We start from the raw sequence: 18,499 nt of genomic DNA, 5'->3' as shown, positions 1-18,499 counted from the left end.
TCTGGAATTTCCACTACCGGAGCTGCTTCATCGCCTGCTGTGCCAATTGCTCCTGTGTATTCTGGAATTTCCACTACTGGCGCCGCTTCGTCACCTGCTGTACCAATAACTCCTGTGTATTCTGGAACTTCTACTACTGGAGCTGGCTCGTCGCCTGCTGTTCCAATTGCTCCTGTGTACTCTGGAACTTCTACTACTGGAGCTGGATCGTCGCCTGCTGTTCCAATTGCTCCTGTGTACTCTGGAACTTCTACTACTGGAGCTGCTTCTTCACCTGCTGTACCAATTGCTCCTGTGTATTCTGGAATTTCCACTACTGGAGCTGCTTCATCGCCTGCTGTTCCAATTGCTCCTGTGTATTCTGGAACTTCATGAACAGCTACTTCTGCTCCGTTAACACCGCCTGTGAATTCTGGAACCTCGTGGATAGCTGGATCAGTTTTACCTGATACTTCTTTCTTAGTTCCGACTAAGACAATCTCATCTTGTGCTGCTTCAACAACTTCACGAAGTTTTTCAGTACGGCTTCCATTTACTGCTACTTCAGTAAGAATGCGTTCTTTACCTTCACGACCTACTTGAGTCACACGAGTTTCACCTTCTGGAAGAGTCGGATCATCTTGCTTAATAGACTTAAAGCTGATTGCTTCTTCTACCACTTCTAGGCTAGGAAGTGCTTCTTGAACAGCTGGTTCTGTCTTAGCAGTTTCGACCTCATCTTTAGTCAATTGGATTCGATACTCTTTAACGTTCTTACCACTTTCTGAAACAAGACGTACCAAAACTGGAAGTTTATCGTCACCACTATCAACAACTGTCGCCGCTACGTTTTCACCAGCTTCAACTGTCACTTTAGGACGTTTTCCACTATAGGTAACTGAGTAATCAACGCGACCTTCTGAGAAGTCAGCAAGCTCTCTACCATCCACAAGAAGTTTAGAAGCTGTATTGTCCTTAGGTGCTTCACTTGGTGCGATAAAGGCCATTTCAGTGATAGCCACACCCTTCTTGTCTGCTTTTCTTTCCATGCGCCATCTCATAGCTTTAGCTTTGACTGGTGCAAAGGTTACATGGATGTCAGTTCCTGCTTGAATCTCTTGATCCGCACGGTATTCAACTTTCTCCCAGTTAGAAGGAGTGTTGAATGGGTGATCAGGATCGTATGGTTGGTAGTTAGAGTAATATTCTGGTGAATCAAATTCTGGTCCAACATAGCGTTCTAATACTAGTTTAGAAGGGGCGTCTGTTCCACCATCTGCAAAGAATCGAATTTTTCCTTCTGCTACTGAACGCTCAACAATCTTACCAGCTTCTCTAAAGATAACCCCTACTGAAACTTCTGGATTAGAAGATGGAGTTGGAGACCAGTTAGTCCAACGACGGCTTTCATCATCAGAACCATCATTGACATAGTCCACACGGTCACGAGAATTTGGATCAATATCGTTAGTTGCTGAGGCAAATGAGCGGTTGCTGTCATCATCGAAGTCTGGGTTGTCTGATAGGTTTTCACCGAGTTTGTCTGTCACTCGTACAGCCACTTCAGCGGATAAATCAGTACCTAAAACGCGACCATGAACTGTAAATTCACCAGCTTTTGCTAGATTTTCTGCTGGAACTTCTTCCCAGTCAACAGCCAAGTCCTTGACTTCATAGCCATCTTTTCCTGTAAAGTAAACAGGAACTTTGGCTGGTAAGTCTAGGTTTTGCCCCTTAGCAACCAAGCGAGAAGCTTTAGCCGCAGCTACTGGTTTACTTGTTAGTAAATCTTTGTCAGTTGTGAAGTGTAGGCGGTATTCACCTAGGATATCTCCATTTTCTGCCTTGACAACAACACGAACTGGATCTCCTTCACGTACGCTTGGTACAACTGTTGCAATACCATTTTCAGTTACACTTGCTGTAACTGCTGGAACTTTTTCTTGGCTTGCTTCAAGATAGTAGTCAGTCAAACCTGGGTTAAAGTTTGGCAAATCTTTTCCATCTACTTGGATTTGCGCTTGAGCTTTCTTAGCTGCTGCTACCTGTTTAGAGAAGACTTGCAATTCTGTAATAGAAGTTCCCCATTTACCATCTGGTCTAACCATGCGGATACGAACTGCGTAAGTGTTGACTTTATCAAAGCTAAAGTGGGTCATTTCTCCAGCTCTTACTTGATCTGGAGCCTTGAGATTTGTTACTTCTTTCCAGTTTTTATCGTCATTGAAGACATGATCTTCGCGTGCTACGAAGCTTGGATTCTTAGGAACTGTTGGAGTTGCTGAACCGACATAGTATTCGATGACATATGACTTAGGTGCACCAACTCCGTGGTCTTCGTGGAAGGCTACATTGAGGTTGTCAACTGAACGTTTAGACATGATACCAGAGTCTCCAAAGAGTACTCCGACTGATGCCTCGCTTGTACGGTTCCAGTTTGTCCAACGGTTTGCAGGTTGGTTGTTATAAGAAATCAATTTGTCATTGACATTGGCTACTGAATCACTTGGATTTGAGTCTGATGCAAAGGCAAGTGGCAATTCTGAACCAGTCCACTGGTCAGAAATATTAGCACCAGTTTCTGTCTGTGAAGATACACGAACATGAAGTTTGGTTGGTAGTTGAGTACCTTCGACATGTCCTGTCACAGTAAACTTGCCTTCTTGTGCGTATTGGCTTGGTTCAATTGCGTCCCAAGTTACTTTAGCTGAAGAGACTTGGCCATTTGAATGATAAGTACGAACGCTTTCTGGTAAGTGAGGAGCTTCTGCAACAGGAGTTGTTGTGCTCACTTCTTCGACAGCAATGATACCTTCTACAGATACTTTTGCATGAGCTTCTTTTTCAAGCCCTTCTACTTTACCAAGAACATCAAAGCTATGGTATTTAGCAAGTTCTTCCTTAGCAACTGCTTGCCAAGTCACCTTGTGAACCTTTGGAAATCCTTTGTCATACTCTACAGTTACTGTAGCTGGGAGACTTGGTTCTTGATTCAAACCTGTCACTACGCTGACTGGGCGGATTGCTTGTACGACTTTGTTTTCAGTATTTGCTTGAATGTTCAAGTCAATCTGACCTTCTACTCCCTCAAATTGAGCTTTCAGAGTTACTTGACCTGGTTTATGCAATTCAAGCATACCTTTACGAACTGCAACATCTCCCTCACCTGCAGTTGAGAAGCTAACCTTGTCAGCCTTCAAGACTGCCTGAGTACCATCTTGGTAGTGAGCCAAGACCTTGATACCAACTGTTTGATCTTCTTTAAGTGCAGACTCATTCTCTACCTCTAAGCTCAAACGCTCAATTTGTGGAGCTTCTTGTAGGAATTGGATAGCATATGTTTGAGGTTCCCCACCATCATTAGGTTGAACATGGATAATTGCACGCATACCAGTCGCTTCACTAGCTTGAATAACAGTCACTTCCGCATTTTCAGCTGTAGCTTTAACCTCTGGCAAAGCTACGCCATAAGCAAGTTTGTGGTATTTTACTGGTTGCTCAGTTGAAAGACCTTCTACAGCTTGGTCGGCTACGGTTACACTTGGAACTACTGGTGCAGCTGCTTGACCTTCTGCGACTACAAAGGTCGCATCGATTTCATCTTCACCTGAAATTCCTTTAGCCTGAATACGAGAACCTGGGATAGCTAATTTAGCTTGATCTTCAGCTGCAACTTCCCACTTATCAATGTCATAGCTTCCTAGAGTACCATCTGATAGCACGTAAGATACAGATTTGTCGATGGAGTTTAGGTCTGTATTTGGAGCAATTCTCTTAACTACAGGTAATTCTGCTTCGAGTGCCAAGACTTCAACACGCGCTTCTACTTCACGTCCATCAGCCACACCTTTGACAGTAAAAATACCAGGTTCATTTACATCAACTGCAGACCATTCTACTGGAAGTTTTGCACGACTGCCATCACTGTAAATAAATGCTACTTTTGAAGGCATTTTCGCTGCTTGACCAATAACTGTACGTACTTTAGGTACCTCAGTTCCTAAGACAGTTTTTTCTTCTTGATCTTTCTTTCCTGTGAAGATAGTAGTTTGAGCAGATTTCAAGAGATCAGAGTGAGCAGTCAAAGTAAATTTACCTGCTTGCTCCGTTGATTTAACAATTACAACACCTTTACCATTGAAGGCCTTACGGATCCATGAACCATCTGCTTGTTCTTTATAACGTTCACGGCTGGCTTGTTCCCCGTTATCGACACCGACAATCTGACCTTGTCCATGCAACTGGAAGCGTACAAGATTATTAGCAGTTGGTACTACATTGCCATCACGGTCTACAATTTCGTAGTAGATATAAGTCAGATCTTTCCCGTCTGCTGCAATAGCATGTTCTTCTTTGACTAAACGAACCCCTGCAGGCTCACCAGCAGTCGTAATCTTATCACGAGCAATTTCATTACCTGCCTCATCACGGGCTACTGCTTCCAAAGTTCCAGGTTTATAAGCAACCTTCCACTCAAGGTATAGTTCCTTGGCATTGGCACCTTCTTGATAAGTACGTCCATCACTTGTTTGTTTCTTGTTAAAGGTTTTCTTGCCTAAAGATTCACCGTTCAAGAATAACTCAACACTTGCAGCATTAGAGTAAGCACGGACTGGAATTTTACCATCTGCATCCGCTACATTAGCTTTAAGAGTAGGATCTTCCCAGTTCCAGTGAGGAAGTAGGTGAACCATTGGTTTCTTCTGAGCAGAAACCCATTGGCTTTGGTACAAGTAATAGTCATTCTTAGGAATTCCAGCTGTATCTACGATACCAAAGTAAGAACTCTTAACTGGTGTGTTGTTTTGGTTGTGCCATGGAGTAGGCTCACCGATATAGTCGGTACCTGTCCAGATAAACTGACCAGCATAACCAGCATTGTCACGGTCAAATGTCCAAGATGCTGTAGCTGTTTTACCCCAACCAACACGGTCATTACCGTAGTCTGATTGCTCATAATGACGGTAAGCTTGGTTGCTATGAACTAGCTCACTTTCTGGACGGAAGTAGCTACCACGAGTACGAGTTGCAGAAGAAGTTTCTGATCCGTAAATCAACCAGTTTGGATGTTTAGCACGTAGTTTCTTGTAGTTGTCTTCTGAATAGTTAAATCCAACGGCATCGAGTTCATCAGCGATTTTTTCATGTCCACCGCTACCATCACCGAAACGGAATTTATCTGCTCCCATTGTGACATAACGAGTCTTGTCAACGTCCTTGATAACCTTGACCAAACGCTTAACAGTCGCTAGAGAATGTGGATCTCCTGAAGCTTCACCGATTTCATTACCGATAGACCACATGAAGATAGCTGGGTTGTTCTTGCCTCTTTCGACCATGGTACGCAAGTCAAAGTCAGACCATTTTTCACCTTTTTTAGCTTCTGGGTGAGTGGCATCTTTTTCAAAGAAACGCCCGTAGTCGTACTGTTTCTTACCACCGTACCAAGTATCAAAAGCTTCTTCCTGAACCAACAAACCAAGCTCTGCCGCAATTTGTAGGGTCTGCTCACTAGCTGGGTTGTGGGTTGTACGGATAGAGTTAACACCCATCTCCTTCATTTGTTTGAGGCGACGGTATTCTGCTTTATAGTTTTCTTCTGCTCCTAGAGCCCCGTGGTCATGGTGAAGAGAAACACCATGGAATTTCATTTTTTCGCCGTTAAGAGAGAAGCCTTCGTTTGGTGTCCAGTTGTAGTAACGGTAACCAAACATATCTTTCTTCGCATCAACTAACTGACCATCACGATACACACGCGTTACCAATTCGTAGAGAGCTGGTTGGTCGCTGAGAACTGTCCAAAGTTTTGGTTTCTCAACTTGCAAGATAGCATTCAGGCTAGTTGACTGATGAGCTTTCAAGACTTGACTAGCTGTACGAACTAGGTCACTTACTGCTTTTCCTCCACGTTCGATTATTTGATACTCAGCTACGATTTCGTGGTCTTTATCATCTGTATTGACAATCTTACTTGATACGTGAGTGTCAACCTTACCATTCTGTTGTTTTTCAAGCTCTGGTGTTAAGATGGTTGTACCATTTTTGGCAACATGCAATTTGTCTGTCACTTGGAGAGTAACATCACGGTAGATACCACTTCCTGAGTACCAACGACTACTTGGTTGTTTATTGATTGCATGAACTGCAATGACGTTTTCACGACCGTCTTTATTGAGATAGTCAGTGATGTCATAAGAGAATTGGTTGTAACCATTTGGATAGTGACCAACTAGCTGACCGTTCACATAGACTTGCGAATCCATATAAACTCCGTCAAAGACCAAACGAACATTCTTGTTAAGGTCTTTTTCATCTAGTTTGAAGGTCTTGCGATACCAAGCATCCCCACCATTCAGTTGTCCACCCTCATTTTGAGCAGGAGACTGATGGTCGAAGTCGTTATAGATACTCCAGTCATGAGGAAGGTCTAGTTTCTTCCAGCTTGATACATCAGCATCTGGCTTGATGGCGTCTTTGGCATTAGCATTGAGTTTAAAATGCCAGTTTTGGTTAAATTCTACTTTACGGTCCTCAACCAATTGTTTTACCTCCTCGCTGGTAGCCGGTTTTAGGTCCGGTTTTTCCGTTTGAGAAGATTGGTCTTGAGTAATTACTTGAGGTTTCTTATCTAGCATGGAATCCTCTTTTTTGTCAGAGTCTGATTGTAGAGTTTGATCGTCCTGTGCTTTTTCAGCTTCATGGCTTGGAGCAACCGCTTCATCAGCAACTGAATTTGCCGTTTCAACAAGGTTCTCTTTTTTAGATTCGTCCTCTACTTTTTCTGTAGCAACTGTAATCGGAGTTTCTTCCGCAGCTACTGGATTTGCACCAGCTACACTTGCTCCAAATAATACCGAGCAAGTACCGATGAGCACTGAGCAAGTACCCACCGTAAATTTCCGGATACTATACACTCTTTTTCGATTCCAATGATCTTTCCCCATAAGATCCTCCTTATATTCGTAACCGCTTCCATTTTTGTGTAAGCGCTCTACTTTTATAGTAGTATTTAACTTCTATTTTATAAAATAATATAAGAAACTTCAATACTGGCAGCATAAAAATCATACTTTTGATTCTTTTTTCTATAATTTGTAGAAAACTTTGAAAATCTGAATGTACATTTAGTGAATGATTTTACTAAAAAAGGCAGTGGGACAGAAATCGATAGACAAAGTCTCGATTTCGTAGTCCCAGCCCCGCGAGGATGATTAGCAGCTTTTTGGAGTCTAATACTCAATGAAAATCAAAGAGCAAACTAGGAAGCTAGCCGCAGGCTGTACTTGAGTACGGCAAGGCGACGCTGACGTGGTTTGAATTTGATTTTCGAAGAGTATAAAAGACGAACAGAAAGTTCAATCAGCTACCGCGTCAAAGTTTGATTGCTAATAAAAAGTGAGGTCGGGATCTTTTGTCCCAACCTCTTTTACGGACTATCAAACTGATATTTCCTTATAGATTATTGACTAGATTTCCCCTTTTCCAAAAGCTTGACCATCTCATTTTTACGTTCTTCTAGCTCGGCAATTTGCTGGAGTAAAAGTCCTGAAAAATCACATTCAAGCTCTTCAGTTTCGCCACTATTATACCAATCTAGGGCGACTATGTGATTGTCCTTATCAAAGCAGAAAATCACATCTCCATCCCCGACGATAGACAGAAATGGGATATAATCCACAAAGCCCAGAGCGTGTAATTCCTTTGTTTGAAGACGAATGTCTAAGAAGTCTGGGATACCATTTGCAATTCCCAAGACCTTAATACCTCGGCAGAAAGTCCAAAATGGTGCTACATCGTAAGCCTTGGCTCTTGGCCATATCTCTTCTTTGACCTCCATAAAGAGACCTCCAAGAGATGACATGGTGAATTCCCTGAAATCTTCTGGAAGACGAATGCCATATTGATTTTCAAAATCCTGGATTTCTTCTTCCGATGGTTCATTGCCCATGCAGGCGACAACCTGATAAGTTTCCTTATCATAGTGACGAAAATAATCATAAACTTCATTGAGTGACATCATTCAACTCCTTATCCAAGATAGATATATTCGATAACCACATCACATAGTTGGTGATCCTTATCATAGCCAAAGTAAACAGGATAATTTCCATCTCCAAAACCAGACTGAATCATTGGAATAGTCAGGTCTGTATCTGGTATTTTAAAGTTAATCCAATCACCGCCTTCTCGTTGATATAGGGGATGTTCTATGGCATTTTGAGCAAAAATTTCCGCAAAGAAATCGTCATAGATGTTTTTTTCAGGATTTTCTTGATACCATTTTTCTTCAAAATCACAGTAGGCATTTTTAGTCTCAACATCCACAATAGTTGCCAAGCCTGCATCGACTGAAAACCCAAAATAAGAATCTTCTTCAACCGAATCCAAGTTTTCAGTACCAGTTAAGGCTTCATAGTAAACAACTGGAAGTTTATCTGTAAATTGAACTCTTGTTGCAACATACCGATAATGATCTTCTTCGATTTTGACTACTAAGGTTTTGAGGGGAAATGTTCCTTTGGCAACGGTCTCTAGATAGGGTTTTTCATTCCTACGGAGCCAGACCAAGGGATCTCTAACTAAAATTTCTCCACTTGGGAAGGTCACTTCCCCCATATCTAAGACAAAGACTTCCTTGCCGTCTATTTCTTTCATCTCAAAACACTTTGCGTAATTGACAGACGAGGTCAAAATATGCTTGATTTCTTGGTATTTTTGCAACCATTCTTCGGAAACTTGAAGTTTTTCCATCGGTCTTGTCTTTCCTTTCTAGTTTAAAACAAATCTGTACTGAAGTTAAAAATAGATCTAAATCGAATCTAAATAAACCACAATTCCATCTGGCAAGATGACTTGCTGACCATCTTCAAACTGGCAATGACTCGCTAAGTCAACTGAGTCTCTTTCTAAAACAAAATTCTCAGAAGACTGATTAAAGATTGCCTGAACTTCTTTTTCTTGGTAGTTCCAGCTCAAGGCAAGAACATCTGGTTTCAATTCTTCCAAGCGATAATTACCATGCTGAATCATACTTGCCGCTTCCTTACGGACTTGAATCAACTGTTTCATAAAATTCAGCATGTCATTGGCTTCAGAAACACGGTCCCAAGGCATGACACGACGGCAGTCAGGGTCTGGTCCACCTATTAGGGCAAGCTCTGTTCCGTAATAGATACAAGGAGTCCCTTTTTGAAGGTAGAGGAAGGTTAAAGCAGCTTTGACATGCTGGACATTTCCTTTGGCAGTTGTGAGGATACGCTCTGTATCATGAGAATCTAAAAGGTTAAACATCACCTCTGAGATTTGTTGCTTGTAGTACATCGACTGGCTATTGATTTCTGAAATAAATTGCTCTGTCTTTTTACGCTGACGCAAGAAATAATCCTTGATACTTTCAGAGAGCGGGTAATTCATGACAGCATGGAACTCGTCCCCTTGTAGCCAAGTCTGAGAAGTATGCCAGATTTCACCTAAGATATACAAATCAGGCTTTTTAGCGAGAACTGCCTTTCTAAAATCTTTCCAGAACTGATGGTCAATTTCATTGGCAACGTCCAAACGCCAAGCATCAATATCAAAATTTTCAATCCAGTAAGTTGCAACACTTAAAAGAAATTTTTTAACTTCAGGATTTGCCGTATTTAACTTAGGCATATAGCTAGCAAAGGCAAAAGTATGATAAGGGAGTTGTCTTAGATTCTGAAGTTTATCCTCTGTAATTGGGAATTCTTGGATATGGAACCAATCTTTATAAACTGAGTTTTCTCCATTTTTTAGAACATCCTGCCATTGGACTGACTGGTTGCCAATATGATTAAATACTGCATCTAGCATAATCTTGATACCACGTTTGTGGGCTTCCTCGACTAGATTACGAAAGACTTCCTTGTCTCCAAAGTGACGGTCGATTTCAAAATAATCCGTCGTATCATACTTATGATTGGTCGTTGCTTCAAAAATCGGACATAGGTAAAGCCCAGTGATTCCCAAATCATTAAGATAGTCTAAATGGTCGATAATTCCTTGTAAATCTCCACCAAAAAAATCATCCCTATTAGGTGCAATGGCAGCATCCCACTCTCGAGCTCCATCTGGAGTCAGATTAGGATTTCCATTAGCAAATCGTTCTGGGAAAATCTGATACCAAACGGTATTTGAAACCCAGTCAGGAACCTGACATCCATCGATTTCGTGAATATAAGGAAGCTTAAAGCCGTTTCCATCAGCATCCAAGTTTTCTTGAGTATGTTCTACGCAACCCTTATCACCGTAAAAAATACCCTGACCTTCCTCATCAAGGAGCTCAAAGAGATACTGAATCCGTGCAAAATCAACAGATACCGAAACCTGCCAATAGTCAAATAGGGCATCTGAGGTTACTTTGGTCATTTCTTTCTTAGCTTCATACTTATCCTCAATGAAAATAAAGGGATCCCCATAGTGTAAGATAACCTTCTGGACATCATTTTTCTTCGTTCTAATTCGGATATGTAGCTGACCTTCTTTGTAGAGATAAGCATATTCTGATTCTGGTCTATGATAAATAGCTGTTAATTCCATCATTTGTCTCCTAAAATTAATAAAACGCAAACGTTTTCATGAACAATAGAACTAGTATACTATTTTAGCTGTTTATTTGCAAATTTTATACCAGTTTTACGATAGATATATAAGAGGGACAAGGGTAAAATTGAGTAGACTCTTTTTGAGCTTTAAAAAGAGAGTTTCCATGAACTGGAAAACTCTCTCATCATTACGAATCAGATGATTAAAATAAAAGCTATCTGATATCTTTAATCTTCTAAAATGAAAATTTCTTCAACATGTAGTCGTAGCAACCTTGCAATTTTCATTGCTAGTTCAAGTGTAGGATTGTACTTGTCATTCTCTATAGCAATTATGGTTTGTCGACTAACGCCTAATATTCTTGCCATATCTTCCTGACGTAGTCCCTCAGACTTTCTTAACTGTTTGATGTTATTTTTCATACAGCATTAGTCTTTCTGAAAAAAATAAACGCCAACAGCCAATACTACGATAACAGTGACAACTGCTAGAATGACTCCTTGAACAAGTTTATTTGGTTCTTTATACTCTTCATCACCAGCAATCATATTGCGTTTTATTGCGGTTTGAGCAAATCCTTGCACACTTACAGATAAGATCAAAATTAAGCAAGGAAGCATTTCAAGTTTGCCACCAACAACAAGTGCTTGATAGATATTAAATCCTGTCCATGCACATAAACCCAAAAGCGCTGTTTTATAGCCCCACTCCTCAGAACGCAACTGAATATCTCTGTCCATTTCATCCATCTTTTTCATGGCTTTGTTCCTCCAAATTTTTGTAATAATGTCAAGAGCTCTTTACATTTCTTATTATACTCTAAATCGATAAAATGTCAAGATGTTTTAACATTTTTACTTTTTTTATTTTCTTCATCTATTCTAAGAATATTCCTAACTCCAATTTACAGTCTAATCAATCTGACAAAGGGCAAGTTCTTTTAATCCTATTTTATCTTGACTTCATAAGCTTCGGCTATAGATATACTTTCAGTTATGTTAGACTCGAAGTTTATCCTCTCTTTTCTGCTTTCTTATCTCTATTTATACCTTAAATGAGCTTAATCGTTATAAACTGCCTGTTTATCATGTGGTATTTTTCTACAAATTAGCAACCGAAAAAAATAAAAAGCCATTCCTCAAGGGAACAGCTTTCTCACTTATAATTAAAGGTTTCTCCAGCCAACTTATCGGCTAGCTTGGGAAAGAGGGTATAAAACTTATGGGCTAAGTGCAGCAAGATTGGAAGATTGAGTTCCCGCTTGTTTTTTCCTATGGTTTTGACAATCTTTCTAGCTACTGCATCTGGCTCGAGTAGGAAACGGTCAACCGATTTAAGGTAGGTTCCATCCGGATCAGCCTGGTCAAAAAATCCTGTACGAATCGGACCTGGATTGACCGTCGTCACATAAACACCATAGGGCATGAGTTCAAGACGCAAAGCGTTTGAAAAACCAATAGCCGCAAACTTGGTCGCTGAGTAAAGACTGGACTTGCCAGTAGCTATCAAACCTGCCATGCTGACGATATTGATGATATGCCCTTTTCGAATCTCCTTCATACGAGAAGCAACCAAACGAGACAGATTCATCAAAGAAAAAGTATTGACTTCAAACATTTGATGAATATCTTGATTAGAAATCTTGTCAAAATCTTCAAAAATCCCATATCCAGCGTTGTTAATCAAGACATCAATCTTACCATAACGGAGATAGAGGTCTGCTACCAGAGTTTCTAAGGCTGAATCATCGGTAATATCGATTTCAATCAATTCTACCTGAGGATGATTTCCGTATAGTTGAGCTAATTTTTCCTTATTTCTACCTAGCAAAATCAATTGATCATTGAGCAAGAGTTTGACCATTTCTTGGGCTAGGCCTCCGCTAGCACCTGTAATGAGAATAGTAGACATACTTATCCTTTCTCGAGATCCTAGATTTCCACTTCTTCCAAGTCTTTGACCACATGGACATTTTCAAAAATCGTTGCCGCATCTTTCTTGAGCTGGCTGATATCTTTTGAAAGGAAACGGGCGCTGATATGGTTGAGTAAGAGTCGTTTGGCTCCTGCTTCTGTTGCCACCTGCGCAGCCTGCATATTAGTAGAGTGACCGTGGTTGCGGGCAATCTTCTCGTCTCCCTTGCCATAAGTGGACTCATGGACAAGAACATCCGCATTGACAGCCAGACGCACACTAGCATCTGTTTTTCGAGTATCACCCAATATAGTGATAATCTTACCTGGACGTGGAGCTGAGATGTAGTCTGCTGCCTTGATCTCGGTGCCGTCCTCTAATACAACATCCTGACCGTTTTTGATTTTTCCAAAAAGCGGTCCAAATGGTACACCAGCAGCCTTTAGTTTTTCAGCGTCCAAGGTCCCTTCTAGATCCTTTTGCATGACACGATAACCCACACAGAAAATAGTATGATCCAACTCTTCCGCATACACCGTGAATTTATCTGTTTCAAGAATTTTCCCTAGAGAATCTTGGTCAAATTCATGGAAATGAATCTTATAGGGCAGACGAGAACCAGAGACACGCAAACTAGTCAAGACAAATGATTTGATGCCTTGGGGACCATAGATTTCTAAATCTGTCTGCTCTTCATTGGCTTGAAAGGCACGACTAGAAAGAAAACCTGGCAAGCCAAAAATATGGTCTCCGTGCAAGTGGGTGATAAAGATTTTGCTGACCTTTCGTGGTCGAATCGTAGTTTCCAGAATGCGATTCTGAGTTCCTTCTCCACAGTCAAAGAGCCAGACTTCGTTAATCTCGTCCAAGAGTTTCAGGGCGAGACTTGAAACGTTGCGGGCTTTAGAGGGCTGACCAGCCCCCGTTCCTAAAAATTGAATATCCATTCGATACTTTCTAATTAATCAATATATAACATAGCAGTTCTATTTTCCGAGCGATAATAAAACTTGCCAGAAAAAGCTCTAGCTTCTTGTAGTAAATCCTCTTGGCTGTAGCCTTTAAGTCGCTTTCTTCCATCTGCCAAGGTTTCCAAATCTGTCAAGGCTGTGAGATTTTCCACGCTAACAACTTCCTCTTCTCCGATTGCCTTCATGTAAATTTTCCCAGACTCCTCAAAAACTAGCTGATGAGGAAAAATTTGCGCAATCTCAAAAAGCAAGTCATCTGAAATCTTCTCTTCATTCTCAGAAAAAATTCGCCCCAGATTCTCACACTCATAGCAAAAGCCAAATGATTTACCCGACAGATTCAGACGAATGAAGGGCTTGCTTTCTAGGGTAAAACTAGGCTCAACATTGTAGAGGTTCAGTTCCTGGCTGACTTCCGCAAAATAATCGGTCGCAGCCTCGGGGCTCTTTTTCTGGTAGAGCTCGGCAAAGTAGGCATTCACCACGCTTGGTGGAGGTGTAATGAGAGCTAGTTGCTCTTGGTCAGATTTACCAGCTAAAAGCTGATCTAGATATACCTTGTCTAGACTTGTATAGCCACCATACTTGAGAGCTAATGATTTGATATCAGTCATAAAATTCTTCTAATCTCCATTTATTTTTATCAGAAACGAAGCCTGTGATAACTTCGCCGTCATCTTGGTAGTCACGTTCTTCAAGAATCGCAACACTTTCTAAATCATGAATCTTGTAAGACTTAGAAAAAGGCACGCGCAAAGTAAAGGGTTCAAAAATTTCCTTAATCTTATCCAGCAATAAAGCCTGCAACTGTTCTCGACTATCCTCAGACTTGGCAGAAATCAATGCATATGGCGTTTGAGTAGGCGTAAAGTCTTCCACCAAATCTGCTTTATTATAAAGGGTTAAGCGAGGAATATCCTCCATGTCCAAGTCTTTCATGATGGAAAGAACTGTTTTTTCATGTTCCTCATGGTAAGGATTGCTGGCATCGATAACATGAACCAGAAGGTCTACATGCTTGCTTTCTTCCAAGGTCGACTTGAAACTGGATACCAATTCGGTTGGTAAGTCTTGAATAAATCCAACGGTATCTGTCAAGGTTACCTGTAGATTGCCTCCCAGATGGATGCTCTTAGTCGTCGCATCCAGAGTCGCAAAGAGCTCATCTGCTTCATACTGGGTCTTGCTGGTCAAAGTATTCATAATAGTTGACTTCCCAGCATTGGTGTAACCAATCAAACCAATCTTAAAGGTACTTGACTCCAAACGTTTTTCTCGAACTGTCGCCCGATTTTTCTCAACCACCTTGAGTTGACGCTCGATATCTGTGATCTGGTTGCGAACACTACGACGGTTAAGCTCCAGCTGACTTTCACCTGGACCACGGGAACCAATTCCCCCTGCCTGACGGCTGAGCATAATCCCCTGACCAACCAAACGAGGCAAGAGATACTTGAGTTGTGCAAGATGAACTTGTAGCTTACCTTCATGGCTTCGAGCTCTCATAGCAAAGATATCTAAAATCAACTGCATACGGTCAATGACCTTGACACCGAGAACTTCCTCTAAATTGACATTTTGTCGAGGTGTCAGACGGTTATTGACAATGACAGTCGTGATTTCTTCTGCGTCCACCATTTTAGCAATTTCTTCCAACTTACCAGTTCCGACAAAGGTCTTGGAGTCGTATTTTTCTCGTTTTTGTCTGTAGCTATCGACTACAACTGCACCAGCCGTCTTAGCCAGACTAGCCAGCTCTTCCATGGAGAGGTCAAAATTATCCATGCCCTGGAGTTCAACACCAATGAGCAGGACTCGCTCCTCTTTTTTCTCCGTTTCAATCATTTAAAAACTCCTCAATCTGGCTTAAAATACGCTCTTTCACACCAGATTCTCCTATCTGATAAAAGGTCACCTGCATGCGATTACGGAACCAGGTCAACTGGCGCTTGGCAAATCGGCGAGTTGCTTGCTTGAGACTGTCACGAGCTTCTTCCAAGGACTTCTCTCCACAAAAATAAGGAAAGAGTTCCTTATAACCAATTCCTTTAGCAGCTTGAACATCTGGATAATGGTCAAACAGCCACTTGGCTTCGTCTAGAAGTCCAGCTTCAAACATCAGGTCCACTCTGTGATTGATACGCTCATAAAGCTGACTACGTTCATCATCCAAGCAAATAATCAGTGGTTCATACAAGGTCTCTTGATTTTCCAAGTCTTGACCAAAATGGGCAATTTCCAAGGCACGCATAGCACGACGACGATTAAACTGGGGAATTTCAAGGCCTATTTGCTCTACAAGATGGGCTAACTCCTCATCTGAAAAAGGATCTAGACTAGCACGATAAGCTAAAATCTCCTCATGAGGTGTCTCCCCACCTAAATGATATCCTTCTAGCAGACTCTGGATATAAAGTCCTGTCCCACCTGCAATAATAGCGAGCTTACCTCGACTTTGAATATCCTCAATAGCCGCCTTAGCTTCTGAAACAAAATCAAAAGCCGAGTAAGACTCGGTTACATCTCTCACATCAATCAAATGATGAGGAACACTTGCCTGCTCCTCTGGACTAGCCTTGGCTGTCCCAATATCTAGTCCTCGATAGACTTGTTGGCTATCTCCACTAATTACTTCACCATTAAAATGCTTAGCAACTTCAATGGCTAGGGCTGTTTTTCCAACTGCAGTCGGTCCAACAATCACAATTATTTTTGTTTTCATCTTTTTTCCTTGAAAAATTCCCATTTTTTCGTTACTATTATTATATCACAAAAAGGTCAGTCAGAAAAATGCGACCTCTTGAGGTAGCTGGCTGATTTATAAGTTAAAGGAGGAATACTCATGGCTAAAGGATTCGCTAAAGGTCTTGTAACAGGTATTGCAGGAACTGTCGCTGCAGTTGCAGGTGCAGTATACGCAGTTAAAAAGAAAGTGATCGAACCAGAAGAACAAAAAGCAGCTTTCATCGAAGAAAACCGTAAGAAAGCAGCGCGTCGTCGCGTATCACACTAAGCAACAAAAGAAGTTGAGATTTTTTCTCAACTTCTTTTTTTCTATTCTTTTATACTCAATAAAAATCAAAGAGCAAACTAGGAATCTAGCGTGGTTTGAAGAGATTTTCAGAGAGTATTAAATGGCCAAGTCAAACTTCAACTGTGGCTTGACTGGATCATAATCAACCAGCTCAAAATCCTCTGCTTTAATATTAAAGAAATTAGTCTTGTCTGGTACATTCAAGACCAAACGTGGTTGGCAATTTGAAGGCTCACGACGAAGCAATTCCTGAGCTTGTTCAAATTGATTGTCATAGATGTGAAGGTTGTTGATAAAGTAGAAGAATTTCCCAACTTTCCAACCAAAGTGTTTAGCAATCATCATTTGAAGAGCTACATACTGCATGGCATTGATATGGTGGGCCACCAGCATATCATTAGAACGCTGGGTCAAGGTTGCATCCAGATAGATGTCCCCATCTACACGACGGACATCAAACATGGTCTGGAAGGCACATGGAAGAAGGCCATCTGTTTCCTCAAAAGCTTGGTAATCCCAGAGAGAGATGATATTGCGACGGTTCCAAGGATTAGCTTCCAACTGTTTGAGAATCTTGTTAATAATGTCGTGCTTCTTAACAACAGCCCCGTAACGCTCACCGATTGTCCCTGTATCTTCCACTTCCCAGTCATTCCAGTAGTGAACATTGTACTTGTCATTGAGAACATCTAGGCTATTTGTCTGGTCTTGGTAGATCCAAAGAACTTCTTTGATAGCTGATTTGATAGCAATTGGACGTAGGGTTGTGATGGGAAATTCACCCTTGGACAAATCATACTCCGCAAAAGCACCTGTGATGTACTTGGAGTTAGCCACTGTTCCATCCTTATACTTGGGACGAGCCTGTTCTGAAAAGACTCCTTCATTGAGAATTCGCTCGATATTTTCTTTAAAAATCGTGTCTGCTTTTGTCATTTACTCTCACCTCAATTATTGTCTTAACTAGTATAGCATAAAAAAAGAAAGGAGGAAAATCACTCGCTTACGGAAAGCAATTTTCTCCTTTTTATGTTTATTTATTGCAAGACAAGTGACGCAGCACCAATCACTCCAGCGTCATTTCCTAGAGTGGCAAGAGCCAACTTAGTTGTTGTGCGAACTTGTGGGAAGGTATTTTCATCATAAACCTTTTGTACACCTTGGAGAAGGAAATCTCCAGCAGCTGACACACCACCACCGATAACGATTGTTGATGGGTTAAGGATTGAACCGATGTTGGCACATGCAATACCCAAGTAACGTGAGAAGTTACGGTAAACGATCAAGGCAAGGTCGTCTCCTTCTTTTGCCAAATCAAAGACAGTTTTAGCTGTTACTTCTTCTCCGTCATCAATCAAGCGTTTCAACTCTGCATCACCTTCGTATTCATCTGCATAACGACGAGTCAAGTTGACAATCCCTGTTGCTGAAGCTACTGTCTCAAGACAGCCTTTTTTACCACACGTACATGCGATTGGTTGATCAAAGTCAACTGTGATATGTCCAAGTTCACCTGCAGCACCAGCAACACCGTGAAGTAATTTTCCTTCTGCCACGATACCGCCACCAACACCTGTACCAAGTGTCATAAAGACAACGTCTGGTTGGTTTTCACCAGCACCCATCCAACGCTCACCAAGAGCTGCCACGTTGGCGTCGTTGTCAATGAAGAATGGAATACCCAAGGCTTTTTCCATTTTTTCTTTGATTGGTTGAAGAGTTTTCCAGTTGAGGTTGTATGCACCGATAACAGTCCCTTTTTCACGGTCAACCACACCAGGTGACCCCATACCAATTCCACGGAAATCTTCAGCAGACAATCCAAGCAAGCCCAATCGGTGTTGAATAGTTTCAATCATATCGTCTACGATATGGCTTCCCTCATCCAAAATGTTAGTCTTGATAGACCATTTTTCTTGGATTTCTCCTTCTTGTGTTAAAATAGCGAACTTGATAGAAGTCCCACCAAGGTCAATCCCAATAATCTTTTGACTCATCTTTATCTCCTTTATGATTTATCACTTCTTTATTATTT

At 41.3% G+C, this 18,499-nt stretch carries 14 protein-coding genes and 2 pseudogenes; 1 reads left to right on the top strand and 15 read right to left on the bottom strand.

Annotated features, from left to right (window positions below):
* The 13 genes and pseudogenes from QM874_RS06455 to miaA form a co-directional block, all read right to left on the bottom strand.
* A partial coding sequence (locus QM874_RS06455) for an SIALI-17 repeat-containing surface protein (protein ID WP_414316682.1) occupies positions 1-428 on the bottom strand: 428 nt, incomplete at its 3' end.
* A gap of 26 nt (positions 429-454) precedes the next feature.
* Positions 455-6,572 (bottom strand): annotated as a pseudogene (gene bgaA / locus QM874_RS06450) (LPXTG-anchored adhesin/beta-galactosidase BgaA); the annotation flags it as partial.
* A 182-nt stretch (positions 6,573-6,754) separates the two neighbouring features.
* Positions 6,755-6,923 (bottom strand): annotated as a pseudogene (locus QM874_RS06445) (YSIRK-type signal peptide-containing protein); the annotation flags it as partial.
* Positions 6,924-7,438: 515 nt separating this feature from the next.
* Positions 7,439-7,996, bottom strand: coding sequence for an SMI1/KNR4 family protein (locus tag QM874_RS06440; protein WP_414316680.1), 558 nt, complete (start codon positions 7,994-7,996; stop codon positions 7,439-7,441).
* 11 nt (positions 7,997-8,007) lie between these two features.
* Entirely contained in the window at positions 8,008-8,730 is a 723-nt protein-coding gene (locus QM874_RS06435) for a DUF4241 domain-containing protein (protein ID WP_414316679.1), read from the bottom strand.
* A 57-nt stretch (positions 8,731-8,787) separates the two neighbouring features.
* A complete protein-coding gene (locus tag QM874_RS06430; RefSeq protein ID WP_414316681.1) occupies positions 8,788-10,539 on the bottom strand; it encodes a glycoside hydrolase family 13 protein in 1,752 nt (583 codons plus the stop codon).
* Positions 10,540-10,772: 233 nt separating this feature from the next.
* On the bottom strand, positions 10,773-10,967 hold the full coding sequence (locus QM874_RS06425; protein ID WP_006150191.1) for a helix-turn-helix transcriptional regulator: 195 nt from the start codon (positions 10,965-10,967) through the stop codon (positions 10,773-10,775).
* Positions 10,968-10,973: 6 nt separating this feature from the next.
* Positions 10,974-11,303: a hypothetical protein gene (locus tag QM874_RS06420; protein WP_004252308.1), complete on the bottom strand. Its 330-nt coding sequence runs from the start codon at positions 11,301-11,303 to the stop codon at positions 10,974-10,976.
* A gap of 397 nt (positions 11,304-11,700) precedes the next feature.
* Positions 11,701-12,456 carry an SDR family NAD(P)-dependent oxidoreductase gene (locus tag QM874_RS06415; RefSeq protein ID WP_414316678.1) on the bottom strand — a complete coding sequence of 252 codons (756 nt, stop codon included), beginning with the start codon at positions 12,454-12,456 and terminating at the stop codon, positions 11,701-11,703.
* A 20-nt stretch (positions 12,457-12,476) separates the two neighbouring features.
* Positions 12,477-13,406: a ribonuclease Z gene (rnz, locus tag QM874_RS06410; protein WP_414291247.1), complete on the bottom strand. Its 930-nt coding sequence runs from the start codon at positions 13,404-13,406 to the stop codon at positions 12,477-12,479.
* A 14-nt stretch (positions 13,407-13,420) separates the two neighbouring features.
* Positions 13,421-14,044 carry a cystathionine beta-lyase gene (locus QM874_RS06405; RefSeq protein WP_414316677.1) on the bottom strand — a complete coding sequence of 208 codons (624 nt, stop codon included), beginning with the start codon at positions 14,042-14,044 and terminating at the stop codon, positions 13,421-13,423.
* The gene (gene hflX / locus QM874_RS06400; protein WP_414316676.1) at positions 14,037-15,275 is read right to left on the bottom strand and encodes a GTPase HflX; all 1,239 of its coding nucleotides are present in this window, start codon (positions 15,273-15,275) and stop codon (positions 14,037-14,039) included. Before hflX ends, QM874_RS06405 begins: the two co-directional genes overlap by 8 nt.
* Positions 15,268-16,152 (bottom strand): tRNA (adenosine(37)-N6)-dimethylallyltransferase MiaA, encoded by an 885-nt coding sequence (gene miaA / locus QM874_RS06395; protein WP_414316675.1) that lies wholly within the window; start codon positions 16,150-16,152, stop codon positions 15,268-15,270. Before miaA ends, hflX begins: the two co-directional genes overlap by 8 nt.
* A 120-nt stretch (positions 16,153-16,272) precedes the next feature.
* Between miaA and QM874_RS06390 the strand changes: the two genes are divergently transcribed.
* On the top strand, positions 16,273-16,443 hold the full coding sequence (locus QM874_RS06390; protein WP_001051776.1) for a DUF3042 family protein: 171 nt from the start codon (positions 16,273-16,275) through the stop codon (positions 16,441-16,443).
* Positions 16,444-16,560: 117 nt separating this feature from the next.
* Here QM874_RS06390 and QM874_RS06385 read toward each other — a convergent pair whose 3' ends face one another.
* Positions 16,561-17,400, bottom strand: a complete 840-nt coding sequence (locus QM874_RS06385) for a thymidylate synthase (RefSeq protein ID WP_414316674.1) — start codon at positions 17,398-17,400, stop codon at positions 16,561-16,563.
* Between the two features lie 101 nt (positions 17,401-17,501).
* Positions 17,502-18,461 carry an ROK family glucokinase gene (locus QM874_RS06380; protein ID WP_316107619.1) on the bottom strand — a complete coding sequence of 320 codons (960 nt, stop codon included), beginning with the start codon at positions 18,459-18,461 and terminating at the stop codon, positions 17,502-17,504.
* Between the last annotated feature and the right edge of the window lie 38 nt (positions 18,462-18,499).

Origin of the sequence: Streptococcus infantis (assembly GCF_047463615.1) — a bacterium.
Classification (GTDB): Bacteria; Bacillota; Bacilli; order Lactobacillales; family Streptococcaceae; genus Streptococcus; species Streptococcus infantis_X.
The sequence above is the reverse complement of the archived record's forward strand: the minus strand, read 5'-3'. Positions and strand labels throughout refer to the sequence as shown.